11 protein-coding genes are annotated in these 13,105 nt (G+C 53.2%); 10 read left to right on the forward strand and 1 reads right to left on the reverse strand.

The window, feature by feature from the left end; translation table 11 throughout:
- Nucleotides 1–9: 9 nt before the first annotated feature.
- The 4 genes from dnaK (at nucleotide 10) to nhaR (ending at nucleotide 5,442) form a co-directional block, all read left to right on the forward strand.
- On the forward strand, nucleotides 10–1,920 hold the full coding sequence (gene dnaK / locus ACPUC8_RS08115; RefSeq protein ID WP_039329423.1) for a molecular chaperone DnaK: 1,911 nt from the start codon (nucleotides 10–12) through the stop codon (nucleotides 1,918–1,920).
- Between the two features lie 104 nt (nucleotides 1,921–2,024).
- Nucleotides 2,025–3,170, forward strand: coding sequence for a molecular chaperone DnaJ (dnaJ, locus tag ACPUC8_RS08120; protein WP_039329421.1), 1,146 nt, complete (start codon nucleotides 2,025–2,027; stop codon nucleotides 3,168–3,170).
- A gap of 166 nt (nucleotides 3,171–3,336) precedes the next feature.
- Nucleotides 3,337–4,515, forward strand: a complete 1,179-nt coding sequence (nhaA, locus tag ACPUC8_RS08125; protein ID WP_039329419.1) for a Na+/H+ antiporter NhaA — start codon at nucleotides 3,337–3,339, stop codon at nucleotides 4,513–4,515.
- A 33-nt stretch (nucleotides 4,516–4,548) separates the two neighbouring features.
- Nucleotides 4,549–5,442 (forward strand): transcriptional activator NhaR, encoded by an 894-nt coding sequence (gene nhaR, locus ACPUC8_RS08130; RefSeq protein WP_494926057.1) that lies wholly within the window; start codon nucleotides 4,549–4,551, stop codon nucleotides 5,440–5,442.
- A 61-nt stretch (nucleotides 5,443–5,503) separates the two neighbouring features.
- Here the strand turns inward: nhaR and rpsT are convergent, their stop codons facing one another.
- Entirely contained in the window at nucleotides 5,504–5,767 is a 264-nt protein-coding gene (gene rpsT, locus ACPUC8_RS08135; protein WP_034826107.1) for a 30S ribosomal protein S20, read from the reverse strand.
- A 318-nt stretch (nucleotides 5,768–6,085) separates the two neighbouring features.
- Between rpsT and ribF the strand changes: the two genes are divergently transcribed.
- The 6 genes from ribF (at nucleotide 6,086) to dapB (ending at nucleotide 12,826) form a co-directional block, all read left to right on the forward strand.
- Nucleotides 6,086–7,024, forward strand: coding sequence for a bifunctional riboflavin kinase/FAD synthetase (gene ribF, locus ACPUC8_RS08140; protein WP_039329415.1), 939 nt, complete (start codon nucleotides 6,086–6,088; stop codon nucleotides 7,022–7,024).
- A 27-nt stretch (nucleotides 7,025–7,051) separates the two neighbouring features.
- Complete coding sequence (gene ileS, locus ACPUC8_RS08145; RefSeq protein ID WP_039329413.1) at nucleotides 7,052–9,871, forward strand: isoleucine--tRNA ligase; 2,820 nt, start codon at nucleotides 7,052–7,054, stop codon at nucleotides 9,869–9,871.
- Nucleotides 9,871–10,374, forward strand: a complete 504-nt coding sequence (gene lspA, locus ACPUC8_RS08150; RefSeq protein ID WP_039329411.1) for a signal peptidase II — start codon at nucleotides 9,871–9,873, stop codon at nucleotides 10,372–10,374. Before ileS ends, lspA begins: the two co-directional genes overlap by 1 nt.
- A gap of 6 nt (nucleotides 10,375–10,380) precedes the next feature.
- Nucleotides 10,381–10,851 (forward strand): FKBP-type peptidyl-prolyl cis-trans isomerase, encoded by a 471-nt coding sequence (fkpB, locus tag ACPUC8_RS08155; protein ID WP_039329409.1) that lies wholly within the window; start codon nucleotides 10,381–10,383, stop codon nucleotides 10,849–10,851.
- Nucleotides 10,832–11,785, forward strand: a complete 954-nt coding sequence (gene ispH, locus ACPUC8_RS08160) for a 4-hydroxy-3-methylbut-2-enyl diphosphate reductase (RefSeq protein ID WP_039329407.1) — start codon at nucleotides 10,832–10,834, stop codon at nucleotides 11,783–11,785. Before fkpB ends, ispH begins: the two co-directional genes overlap by 20 nt.
- Nucleotides 11,786–12,010: 225 nt before the next feature.
- Nucleotides 12,011–12,826 (forward strand): 4-hydroxy-tetrahydrodipicolinate reductase, encoded by an 816-nt coding sequence (gene dapB, locus ACPUC8_RS08165; protein ID WP_494926014.1) that lies wholly within the window; start codon nucleotides 12,011–12,013, stop codon nucleotides 12,824–12,826.
- The last annotated feature ends 279 nt before the right edge of the window (nucleotides 12,827–13,105 follow it).

Consider the following 13,105-nt stretch of genomic DNA (forward strand, 5'->3'; position numbering starts at 1 on the left):
GACGTTTAGATGGGTAAGATTATTGGTATTGACTTGGGTACAACCAACTCATGTGTTGCGGTTATGGATGGTGGTAAAGCACGTGTGCTTGAAAACGCCGAAGGCGATCGCACCACACCGTCAATTATTGCATATACACAGGATGGCGAAACTCTGGTTGGTCAGCCGGCTAAACGTCAGGCGGTGACTAACCCGCAGAATACCCTGTTCGCAATCAAACGCTTGATTGGTCGTCGTTTCCAGGACGAAGAAGTGCAGCGTGATATCAAAATCATGCCGTACAAAATCATCGGTTCTGATAACGGCGACGCATGGCTGGACGTGAAAGGCCAGAAAATGGCACCGCCGCAGATCTCTGCAGAAGTGCTGAAAAAAATGAAGAAAACCGCGGAAGATTTCCTCGGTGAAGCGGTAACCGAAGCGGTTATCACTGTTCCAGCTTACTTCAACGATGCACAGCGTCAGGCAACCAAAGATGCCGGCCGTATCGCGGGTCTGGACGTAAAACGTATTATCAACGAACCAACCGCAGCGGCACTGGCTTACGGTTTGGATAAAGGCCAGGGCAACCGCACTATCGCGGTATACGACCTGGGCGGTGGTACTTTCGATATCTCTATCATCGAAATCGATGAAGTAGATGGCGAAAAGACCTTCGAAGTTCTGGCAACCAACGGTGATACTCATCTCGGTGGTGAAGACTTCGACAGCCGTCTGATCAACTACCTGGTGGCAGAATTCAAGAAAGATCAGGGCATCGATCTGCACAACGATCCGCTGGCAATGCAGCGTCTGAAAGAAGCCGCTGAGAAAGCGAAAATTGAACTGTCTTCTGCACAGCAGACCGACGTCAACCTGCCGTACATCACTGCAGATGCGACCGGTCCTAAGCACCTGAACATCAAAGTGACCCGTGCGAAACTGGAATCACTGGTTGAAGATCTGGTGACCCGCTCTATCGAGCCACTGAAAGTTGCGCTGCAGGATGCAGGTCTGTCTGTTTCTGACATCAACGACGTGATCCTCGTCGGTGGTCAGACACGTATGCCAATGGTTCAAGCCAAAGTGACCGAATTCTTTGGTAAAGAGCCACGTAAAGACGTGAACCCAGATGAAGCGGTGGCTGTTGGTGCTGCGGTTCAGGGGGGGGTATTGGCGGGTGAAGTGAAAGATGTTCTGTTGCTGGACGTTACCCCACTGTCACTGGGTATCGAAACCATGGGCGGCGTGATGACGGCGCTGATCAGCAAGAACACCACTATCCCAACCAAGCACAGCCAGGTGTTCTCAACCGCTGAAGATAACCAGTCTGCCGTGACCATTCACGTGCTGCAGGGTGAGCGTAAGCGTTCGGGTGATAACAAATCACTGGGCCAGTTCAACCTCGACGGTATTCAGGCTGCACCGCGCGGTATGCCGCAGATCGAAGTCACCTTCGATATCGATGCCGATGGTATCCTGCACGTGTCTGCGAAAGACAAAAACAGCGGTAAAGAGCAGAAGATCACCATCAAAGCTTCTTCAGGTTTGAACGAAGAAGAGATCGAAAAAATGGTGCGTGACGCGGAAGCTAACGCTGAGTCTGACCGTAAGTTCGAAGAGCTGGTACAGACCCGTAACCAGGGTGACCAGATTGCTCACAGCACCCGTAAGCAGTTGGATGAAGCCGGTGACAAACTGTCTGCTGAAGACAAAGCACCGATCGAGTCTGCACTGACCGAGCTGAACACCGCGCTGAAAGGCGAAGACAAAGCAGACATCGAAGCCAAAATGCAGGCTCTGATGGAAGTTTCAAGCAAACTGATGGAACTGGCACAGCAGCAAGGCCAGGCGGGCGCAGCAGATGCGGGCGACGCTTCAGCAAAGAAAGATGACGATGTTGTCGATGCTGAATTCGAAGAAGTTAAAGACAAAAAATAATTGCCCCTGACCGGGCACAACGGCTGGCCTGACAGTCGTTGAAACCAGCACGGGCGTAGGAGATCTCTCCACGCCCGTGCGATCATGTTAAGGGCAGAACAAATATGGCTAAGAGTGATTTATACGAGATCTTAGGCGTCTCTAAATCCGCAGATGAGCGTGAAATCAAAAAGGCCTATAAGCGCCTGGCGATGAAATACCATCCGGATCGCAATCCGGACAATAAAGAAGCCGAAGCGAAGTTTAAAGAGATCAAAGAAGCCTACGAGATCCTGACCGATGCGCAAAAGCGTGCGGCCTATGACCAGTATGGTCATGCAGCCTTTGAACAAGGTGGCATGGGCGGCGGTGGATTTGGTGGCGGTGGCTTCGGCGGCGGCGGTGCTGATTTTAGCGATATCTTTGGCGACGTATTTGGCGATATTTTTGGTGGTGGACGCCGTCAGCGTGCTGCCCGTGGCGCCGATTTACGCTACAACATGGAGCTGTCGCTGGAAGAAGCGGTACGCGGCGTGACCAAAGAGATCCGCATTCCAACCCTGGAAGAGTGCGACGTTTGCCACGGCAGCGGTGCCAAAGCGGGTACGCAGCCACAGACCTGTTCGACCTGTCATGGTGCGGGCCAGGTGCAGATGCGCCAGGGCTTCTTTACCGTGCAGCAGGCGTGTCCGACCTGTCACGGTCGGGGTTCCGTGATCAAAGATCCTTGCAACGCCTGTCACGGCCATGGTCGCGTGGAGCGTCAGAAAACCTTGTCGGTGAAAATTCCGGCAGGCGTTGACACCGGTGACCGTATTCGTCTGAGCGGTGAAGGTGAAGCCGGTGAGCACGGTGCACCAGCAGGCGATCTCTACGTTCAGGTTTCAGTGAAGAAACACCCAATCTTCGAGCGTGAAGATAACAACCTGTACTGCGAAGTGCCGATCAACTTTGCCATGGCCGCGCTGGGTGGTGAGATTGAAGTACCGACCCTGGATGGCCGAGTTAAGTTGAAAGTGCCGTCGGAAACCCAAACCGGCAAGCTGTTCCGCATGCGCGGTAAAGGCGTGAAATCGGTGCGTGGCGGTGCAGTGGGTGACTTACTGTGTCGTGTGGTGGTGGAAACTCCGGTTAGCCTCAACGACAAACAGAAAGCGCTGTTGCGTGAACTGGAAGAGAGCTTTGGTGGCCCAACGGGTGAGAAAAATAGCCCGCGCTCCAAGAGTTTCTTTGACGGTGTGAAAAAGTTCTTTGACGATCTGACTCGTTAATCGGGATGGTGGTTCACAATGAAGCGGAGAGGAGACTCTCCGCTTTTTTTATGCCTGCACGTTAATAGATCGATTTTTCCGATCTATAAACGAGACATAAGCTGCTTTTAACGAGGTATGTCCGCCGCTACACTAGCCGTCAAAATTGTCCTGCTCAGGAGGAGTTGTGAACAAACCTCGTAGTATTCGAAGCTTGTTGAAAAGCTTTATCTCCAGCGATGCCAGCACCGGCATTGTATTAATTCTGGCTGCTGTAGCGGCCATGATTCTCGCGAATAATCCTTCTACCGCGCAAGGCTATCAATCGCTGTTGGCGGAGCCGGTGCAAATTCGCTTCGGCGCGTTGGATATTAGCAAAAACCTGTTGCTGTGGATTAACGATGCCATGATGGCGCTGTTTTTCCTGGTGATTGGTTTGGAAGTCAAACGTGAGCTGATCACCGGTGAACTGGCAAGCCGTGATCGCGCCATCTTCCCGGTGATTGCGGCACTTGGCGGCATGGTCGCGCCCGCATTGATTTTCCTCTACTTCAACCACGGTGACGAGATCGCGCGTAATGGCTGGGCGATTCCGACCGCAACCGATATTGCCTTTGCGCTCGGTGTGCTGGCGTTGCTGGGCAGCCGTGTACCTACAGTGCTGAAAGTCTTCCTGATGGCACTGGCGATTATTGACGATCTCGGCGCTATCGTGATTATCGCGCTGTTCTATACCAGCGATCTTTCTGTGCTGTCGCTTAGCGTGGCGGCAGGCGCGGTTGTGTTGTTAGCGATCCTGAATCGCTGCGGCGTGCGTAACATCGCAGTCTATATGCTGGTGGGTATCGTGCTGTGGACGGCGGTGCTGAAATCGGGTGTCCATGCCACGCTGGCGGGTGTGATTGTCGGCTTCTTTGTGCCACTGGAAGAGAAGGAGGGCCACTCGCCTGCAGAGCATTTGGCACACGGATTGATGCCGTGGGTGAACTGGTTGATTCTGCCGCTGTTCGCCTTTGCCAACGCCGGGATTTCGTTGAGCGGCATTACCTTTGGTGATGTGCTGTCACCGGAGCCACTGGGTATTATTCTTGGTCTGCTAATTGGTAAGCCATTAGGTATTACGCTGTTCTGCTGGCTGGCGGTGAAGTGGCGGCTGGCCGTGTTGCCGAACGGCACCAGAATCCGCGATATCATGGCGATTGGCGTGCTCTGTGGCATTGGTTTCACCATGTCGATATTTATTAGCTCGCTGGCCTTTGATGCCGCTCATGAGCAACTGGTGACCTTCTCCAAACTCGGTATTCTCAGTGGTTCGCTGTTGTCGGCAGTGATTGGCTACACACTGCTGCGCATCAAACTGCGCTAACAGGGAAGGAGGCGAAAGCCTCCTTTTTTTATGATGAATCAGCTCAACTTTAATCATCTCTATTATTTCTGGCAGGTGTGTAAAACCGGCTCGGTGGTGCGTGCCGCCGATGTACTGTGCCTCACACCACAAACGGTCACCGGGCAAATCAAAGCACTGGAGTTGCAGTTAGGGGGCGCGCTGTTTCGTCGACAAGGGCGCGGTTTAGTGCCTAACGAGCTGGGTCAGCTTGTGTTTCGCTATGCCGATCGCATGTTCATGCTCAGCCAGGAGATGCTGGATATCGTTAACTACCGCAAAGAGTCTCACGTGCTGTTTGATGTGGGCGTGGCGGATGCGCTGTCCAAGCAATTAGTGAGCAAAGTACTGGAAGCGGCTGTGGTCTCGGATGAGAGCATTCATCTGCGCTGTTTTGAGTCAACGCACGAGATGCTGCTGGAGCAGTTAAGCCAGCACAAGCTGGATATGATCCTCTCTGATTGCCCCATCGACTCGACGCAACAGGAAGGGCTGTTTTCGGTGAAGCTCGGGGAGTGCCCTATCAGCTTCTGGTGCAACGACCCCCTACCGGATCGCCCGTTTCCCGCTTGCTTAGAGCAGCGCCGTTTGCTGCTCCCGGGGCGTCGATCGATGTTGGGGCGCAAGTTACTGAACTGGATTCACCATCAGGGATTGCAGGTCGAGGTTCTCGGTGAGTTTGATGATGCGGCATTAATGAAGGCCTTTGGCGCGCAAAACAACGCGATTTTCGTGGCGCCGACGCTGTACGGCTCAGAGAGGTATCACGACAATTCGATTCGTGAGATAGGGCGGTTAGAGGCGGTCATGGAGGAGTATCACGTGATCTTTGCCGAGCGCATGATTCAACATCCGGCGGTGCAGCGCATCTGCAATCGGGATTTCAGCGACTTGTTTAATGCGAAATAGCAGGCATAAAAAAACCGGCTAAGCGCCGGTTCTTTCGACAAAGCGATAACCTAACAGGCGATTAAGCCAGTTTGGTGATCTGTGCAGCCAGGTTTGCTTTATGGCGTGCAGCTTTGTTTTTGTGGATCAGACCTTTAGCAGCCTGACGGTCCACGATTGGTTGCATTTCGTTGAATGCGTTCTGCGCAGCAGCTTTGTCGCCTGTTGCGATAGCCGCGTATACTTTCTTGATGAAAGTACGCATCATTGAACGGTTGCTTGCGTTATGCTTGCGACGTTTCTCAGATGTTACGGCGCGTTTCTTAGCTGATTTGATATTAGCCAAGGTCCAACTCCCAAATGTGATCTATATGGACAAATCAAAGGCCGAGGACTATGCCTTTTGCGCCTTCTTTTGTCAATGGATTTGTGCAAATAAGCGTCGTTTTAGCAACGGCGCTTGATTACGTAATTGATGGCGCAGGATTCTACCAGCAACCCGTCGCTGAATACAGTATTTCGCACTAAAAATCTTCATTACCTGCCTGAGCAATGGGTTGCGTGCGCTTTAAGCTGCACCATACACAGGAAAGGCACGTATACGGGTTAACCTGAGGGCCATTCAAGGGTATAATCCGCCGATTTCCACCGGTTTGAGTCAGCCATGAAGTTTATCCGCGGTATTTATAATCTGAAAGAGCAGCATCGCGGCTGCGTCCTGACCATTGGCAATTTCGACGGCGTCCATCGCGGCCATCAGGCTTTGATGGCGGAATTGATTGCTGAGGGACGTAAACGCAACCTGCCGGTGGTGGTGATGCTGTTTGAGCCGCAACCGCTTGAGTTGTTTGCTGGTGATAAAGCGCCAGCGCGCCTGACGCGTTTGCGCGAAAAACTAAAGTATCTCGAACAGGCTGGCGTTGATGCCGTGCTCTGTGTCCGTTTTGATCGCCGCTTTGCCGCGCACTCCGCACAAAGTTTTATTGCCGAACTGTTGGTGGATAAGCTCGATGTGAAGTTCCTCGCAGTGGGGGATGATTTCCGCTTTGGCGCTGGTCGCCAGGGGGATTTCCTGTTATTACAGAAAGCCGGTGTCGAGTATGGCTTCGAAGTCATCAGCACCCAGTCTTATTGTGATGGCGGCAAACGTATCAGCAGCACTGCGGTACGACAGGCGCTGGCGCAGGATGATTTTGCGCAGGCACAGGCGCTGTTGGGCCATCCGTTCAGCATTTCAGGCCGCGTGGTGCACGGTGATGCACTGGGCCGCACGATTGGTTTTCCCACCGCGAATATTCCTTTACGCCGCACGGTAACGCCGGTGAAGGGGGTTTTTGCGGTTGAAGTTTTAGGCCTGGGTGACCAACCCATTCCCGGCGTGGCTAACATTGGCACACGTCCGACGGTAAAAGGTCTGCGTCAGCAGCTTGAAGTTCACCTGCTTGACACACATATGAATCTCTATGGGCATCACATTGATGTGGTGCTGAAACAGAAGATTCGCGACGAACAGCGTTTCGCTTCGCTGGACGCGCTGAAAGAACAAATTGCGAAAGATGTGGTGACGGCCCGCCAATTCTTTGGGCTTAACGCACCGGCTTAATGACCGAAATACGGAACCGAGAATCTGATGAGTGACTATAAATCTACCCTGAATTTGCCGGAAACGGGGTTCCCGATGCGTGGCGATCTGGCCAAACGCGAACCGGGAATGCTGCAACGTTGGTATGATGACAACCTGTACGGCATCATCCGCGAAGCCAAAAAAGGGAAAAAAACCTTTATTTTGCATGATGGCCCTCCTTATGCGAACGGCAGCATTCATATTGGTCACTCCGTTAACAAGATTCTGAAAGACATTATCGTTAAGTCGAAAGGCATGGCGGGATATGACTCGCCGTATGTGCCAGGTTGGGACTGCCACGGTCTGCCGATTGAGCACAAAGTTGAGCAGATGATCGGTAAGCCGGGCGAGAAAGTCAGCGCCGCGGAGTTCCGTGAAGCCTGCCGCAACTATGCCGCAGAGCAGGTTGAAGGTCAGAAGAAAGACTTCATCCGTCTGGGCGTGCTGGGTGACTGGGATCGTCCGTACCTGACCATGAACTTCAAAACTGAAGCCAACATCATTCGTGCGCTGGGTAAAATCATCGGCAACGGCCATCTGCACAAAGGTGCGAAGCCGGTGCACTGGTGCATGGATTGCCGCTCAGCGCTGGCTGAAGCTGAAGTCGAGTATTACGACAAAACCTCTCCTTCTATCGATGTGATGTTCAACGCCGTCGATGCGGACGCGGTGCGTGCCAAGTTTGGTGTTGCAGCCTCAGAAGGTCCGGTTTCACTGGTGATCTGGACCACTACGCCGTGGACCATGCCAGCTAACCGCGGTATCTCTCTGCATCCAGAGTTCGAATACCAGCTGCTGCAGATCGAAGGTCGTAGCCTGATCCTCGCTAAAGAGATGGTTGAGAGCGTGATGAAGCGCGCGGGCATCGCTGAGTGGACGGTACTGGGCGAATGCAACGGTGCCGCGCTTGAGCTGCAGCTGTTCCAGCATCCATTCCTTGAGCAGATTCAATCCAAAGTGGTGTTAGGCGAGCACGTGACGCTGGAAGCGGGTACCGGTGCGGTACATACCGCACCTGGCCACGGTCCGGATGACTATGTGATTGGTCAGAAATACGGTCTGGAAACCGCTAACCCAGTGGGTCCAGATGGCGCGTATCTGCCAGGTACTTATCCAACGCTGGATGGCGTAAATGTGTTTAAAGCCAACGACATGATCGTTGAGCTGTTAAAAGAAAAAGGTGCACTGCTGCACGTTGAGAAACTGCTGCACAGCTATCCGCATTGCTGGCGTCATAAAACGCCGATCATCTTCCGCGCGACCCCGCAGTGGTTCATCAGCATGGATCAGAAAGGTCTGCGTGCGCAGTCGCTGAAAGAGATCAAAGGCGTGCAGTGGATCCCAGACTGGGGCCAGGCGCGTATCGAAGCGATGGTGGCGAATCGTCCTGACTGGTGTATCTCACGTCAGCGTACGTGGGGCGTGCCAATGGCGCTGTTCGTACACAAAGAGACCGAGCAGCTGCATCCAGATACGCTTGAGCTGATGGAGAAAGTGGCCAAGTGCGTTGAGCAGGATGGTATTCAGGCTTGGTGGGATCTCGATCCACGCGATCTGATGGGCGATGACGCAGACAACTACGTCAAAGTGCCGGATACGCTGGATGTGTGGTTCGACTCTGGATCAACCAGCTATTCCGTGGTGGATGCGCGCCCTGAATTCGGCGGCCATACGCCGGATATGTATCTGGAAGGTTCCGATCAGCATCGCGGCTGGTTCATGTCTTCTCTGATGATATCTACGGCGATGAAAGGCAAAGCGCCTTATCGTCAGGTACTGACGCACGGCTTCACCGTGGATGGTCAGGGCCGCAAGATGTCGAAATCCATCGGTAACACCGTGGCACCACAAGACGTGATGGACAAACTCGGCGCGGACATTCTGCGTCTGTGGGTGGCCTCAACCGATTACTCCGGTGAAATGGCGGTTTCCGATGAAATCCTGAAGCGTGCGGCGGACAGCTATCGTCGTATCCGTAACACCGCGCGCTTCCTGTTGGCTAACCTCGCAGGCTTTAACCCGGCCACTGATTGCGTGAAGCCAGAAGAGATGGTAGTAGTGGATCGTTGGGCCGTTGGCCGTGCGCTGGCAGCCCAGCAAGATATCGTCCAGTCTTATGACAACTACGATTTCCACGAAGTGGTGCAGCGTCTGATGCATTTCTGCTCCATCGAAATGGGCTCGTTCTATCTGGATGTGATCAAAGATCGCCAGTACACCGCTAAAGGTGACAGCCTGGCGCGTCGCAGCTGCCAGACCGCGCTGTGGCACATCGCTGAAGCGCTGGTACGCTGGATGGCACCAATCATGTCCTTCACGGCCGATGAGATCTGGGGCTACCTGCCGGGCGATCGCGCGAAATACGTGTTCACCGAAGAGTGGTACCAAGGTCTGTTTGATCTGGCCGATAACGAAGCTCTGAACGATGCTTACTGGGATGACCTGCTGAAAGTGCGCGGTGAAGTCAACAAAGTGATCGAGCAGGCACGTAGCGACAAGCGCATCGGCGGTGCACTGGAAGCCACCGTCACGCTGTACGCAGACGCTGAGCTGGCGGCCAAGTTGCAGGCATTAGGCGATGAGTTGCGCTTTGTGTTGCTGACGTCAGGCGCGATCGTGGCCGATTACGCTACCGCGAGTGTTGAAGCGCAGCAGAGCGAAGTACTGAAAGGTCTGAAAATTGCGCTGCATAAAGCAGAAGGCGAGAAATGTCCGCGCTGCTGGCATTACACTACCGACGTTGGCCAGAATCCGGAGCATGCTGCGGTCTGTGGTCGTTGTTACACCAACGTAGCCGGCAACGGTGAAGTGCGGAAATTTGCCTGATGAGTAAACTCTGCTCTACCGGATTGCGTTGGTTGTGGCTGGTGCTGGTGGTGATCGTGATCGATTTCGCCAGCAAGCAGTGGATCATGAACAACATGATGCTGCACGAGACCAAGCCGCTGATACCGTTTTTGAATCTGTTCTACGCGCACAACTATGGCGCGGCGTTCAGTTTCCTGGCGGACAAAGGCGGCTGGCAGCGCTGGTTCTTTGCCGGCATCGCGATTGCGATTGTCGTGTCGCTGGTGGTGATGATGTATCGCAACCGCGCCAGCAACAAATTAACTAATATTGCTTATGCGCTGATTATCGGCGGAGCGTTGGGAAACCTGTTTGATCGTGCTTATCACGGCTTCGTGGTCGATTTCATCGACTTCTATGTCGGCGACTGGCACTTCGCCACCTTTAATATCGCCGACTGCGGAATTTGCATCGGTGCTGCCTTGGTGGTGTTGGAAGGTTTCCTTACGCCGAAAGATAAACAGGTCAAAGAGAAAGGGTAACAACAGATGATGGACTCCGTTCAGCGCGATAGCGCGTTGCTGGTGCATTTCACATTGAAGCTGGAAGATGGCTCAACCGCCGAATCCACGCGCGCCAACGGCAAACCAGCGCTGTTCCGTCTGGGTGATGGCAGCCTGTCTGGTGCGTTAGAAAAGGAACTGCTTGGGCGTAAAGTCGGTGATAAGCACACCTTTACACTGGCACCGGATGATGCCTTTGGTGGCACCAGCCCGGACCTGATCCAGTACTTTTCGCGTCGTGATTTCAAGGATGCAGGTGAGCCGGAAGTCGGGGCCATCATGCTGTTCAGCGGTCGGGGTGGCAGTGAAATGCCCGGCGTAATCCGTGAAGTTTCCGGTGACTCAATCACCGTTGATTTCAACCATCCGCTGGCCGGTCAGCGCATTCAGTTTGAAATTGAAGTGCTGGAGATTGATCCGGTACTGGAGGGTAGTGATGCAAATCCTGTTAGCTAACCCTCGCGGTTTCTGTGCTGGCGTGGATCGCGCCATCAGTATCGTGGAGCGCGCGCTGGAGATGTACGGCGCGCCTATCTACGTGCGTCATGAAGTGGTGCACAACCGCTACGTGGTGAGCAGCCTGCGTGAGCGCGGCGCGATCTTTATCGAAGAGATCAGCGAAGTGCCCGATAACGCCATCCTGATCTTCTCAGCGCACGGGGTTTCTCAGGCCGTTCGTGCTGAAGCCAAAGCACGTAACCTCACCATGCTGTTTGATGCCACCTGCCCGCTGGTGACCAAAGTGCATATGGAAGTCGCACGTGCCAGCCGTAAAGGTGTTGAAGCCATTCTGATTGGTCATGCCGGTCATCCAGAAGTGGAAGGCACCATGGGGCAGTACAACAACCCTAAGGGTGGCATGTATCTGGTGGAGTCGCCGGAAGATGTGTTTAAGCTGAGCGTCAAAGATGAAGGCAATCTGTGCTTTATGACGCAGACCACGCTGTCGGTTGACGATACCTCGGACGTGATCGATGCACTGCGCCAGCGCTTCCCGGCGATTATCGGGCCGCGCAAAGATGATATCTGTTATGCCACGACCAACCGTCAGGAAGCGGTGCGTGTATTGGCGCGTGATGCTGAAGTGGTACTGGTGGTCGGTTCGAAAAACTCCTCTAACTCTAATCGCCTGGCTGAGTTGGCACAGCGTGCAGGGAAACTGGCGAAGCTGATTGATTCAGCGGATGACATCCAGGAAGAGTGGGTGAAAGACAAACAGATCATTGGTGTGACAGCCGGTGCCTCAGCGCCTGATATTCTGGTGCAGCAGGTGATTCAACGCCTGCGTGAACTGGGCGGTGAAGCAGCCATCGAGTTGATTGGCCGTGAAGAGAATATCGTGTTTGAAGTACCGAAAGAGCTGCGCGTCGAAGTGCGCAACGTGCAGTAAGCGATGACAACCGCTGTTTCACAATCAGGCCGACATTGTTCGGCCTTTTCTTTGTCTGTCGCCATGCCAAAGACCACTTCCAGCAGGTGGGATTGCAATTACTGATAATGTTTGGCGGCTGGCGTAAAATTCTTATTATCCCTTTTTTATTGTGGCGTGACTGTTATCTGACCGTTAACCTGTTTACGCTTTGCATGCATAGATTTGTATCAGGAATGAATAAATATGAGTGATATCCGCATTGCTATCGTTGGTGCGCCGGGCCGCATGGGACGCAATTTGATTCAGGCCGCGCAGCAGGCGGAAGGCGTAACCTTAGGCGCCGCTTTGGCCCGTAGCAGTTCTTCGCTGCTGGGGACTGATGCTGGAGAGTTGGCGGGCATCGGTAAAATCGGTGTGACCCTGACCGACGATTTGCTGAAAGTGGTAGATGATTTCGATGTGCTGATCGACTTTACCCGCCCGGAAGGCACGCTGGAGTATCTGGCGTTCTGCCGTGAGCACAAAAAGGCGATGGTGATTGGCACCACTGGGTTTGATGAAGCAGGAAAAGACGCGATTCGCGCTGCGGCGGAAGAGATTGGCATCGTGTTCGCCGCCAACTTCAGCGTGGGCGTCAACCTGGTGCTGAACCTGTTACAGCAGGCGGCGAAGGTGATGGGCGACTATGCCGATATTGAAATCGTTGAAGCGCACCATCGTCATAAAGTTGATGCACCATCAGGTACAGCCTTGGCAATGGGTGAAGCGATTGCCGATGCGATGAACTGGAAACTGGACGAACACGCGGTCTACGCGCGGGAAGGCCATACCGGTGAGCGTAAAGCGCAAACCATTGGTTTTGCCACGGTGCGCGCTGGCGATATCGTAGGTGAACACACTGCTATGTTTGCCGATATTGGTGAGCGCGTAGAGATTACCCACAAGGCCTCCAGCCGTATGACCTTCGCAAATGGCGCGGTTAAAGCGGCAAGTTGGCTAAAGACTAAGAAATCTGGCCTTTATGATATGCGTGATGTGCTGGATTTATCGATGTTGTGAGTGTTGTGAACCATCGTGATGTGGTTATTTCAATCGGTAAGATGTTGATTGAATAGGGCAATGTTTTCATTGCCCTTTATTTTGTCTTTAAAATGATGGTTTGGGCTTCTTAATTGGCTGAGGTCATTGTTTTAATGAGTTTGCGATCTATTTTTATTCAAAATGATGCCAATTTTGACCATTTGGTCAAAAATTTATGCGGTGTAGCACGAATTTCCGATTATTTCCGCTCAGCAACCGTTTATTTTTCCCAGTTTCCTTACTCTTTTATCGCCTTTC

Source organism: Pantoea sp. CFCC18177, from assembly GCF_059412425.1.

Bases quoted from the DNA above. Each gene is read 5' to 3' on its own strand.
- dnaK (WP_039329423.1), top strand. From the start codon at position 10: ATGGGTAAGATTATTGGTATTGACTTGGGTACAACCAACTCATGTGTT.
- dnaJ (WP_039329421.1), top strand. From the start codon at position 2,025: ATGGCTAAGAGTGATTTATACGAGATCTTAGGCGTCTCTAAATCCGCA.
- nhaR (WP_494926057.1), top strand. From the start codon at position 4,549: ATGAATCAGCTCAACTTTAATCATCTCTATTATTTCTGGCAGGTGTGT.
- ribF (WP_039329415.1), top strand. From the start codon at position 6,086: ATGAAGTTTATCCGCGGTATTTATAATCTGAAAGAGCAGCATCGCGGC.
- ileS (WP_039329413.1), top strand. From the start codon at position 7,052: ATGAGTGACTATAAATCTACCCTGAATTTGCCGGAAACGGGGTTCCCG.
- lspA (WP_039329411.1), top strand. From the start codon at position 9,871: ATGAGTAAACTCTGCTCTACCGGATTGCGTTGGTTGTGGCTGGTGCTG.
- fkpB (WP_039329409.1), top strand. From the start codon at position 10,381: ATGATGGACTCCGTTCAGCGCGATAGCGCGTTGCTGGTGCATTTCACA.
- ispH (WP_039329407.1), top strand. From the start codon at position 10,832: ATGCAAATCCTGTTAGCTAACCCTCGCGGTTTCTGTGCTGGCGTGGAT.
- dapB (WP_494926014.1), top strand. From the start codon at position 12,011: ATGAGTGATATCCGCATTGCTATCGTTGGTGCGCCGGGCCGCATGGGA.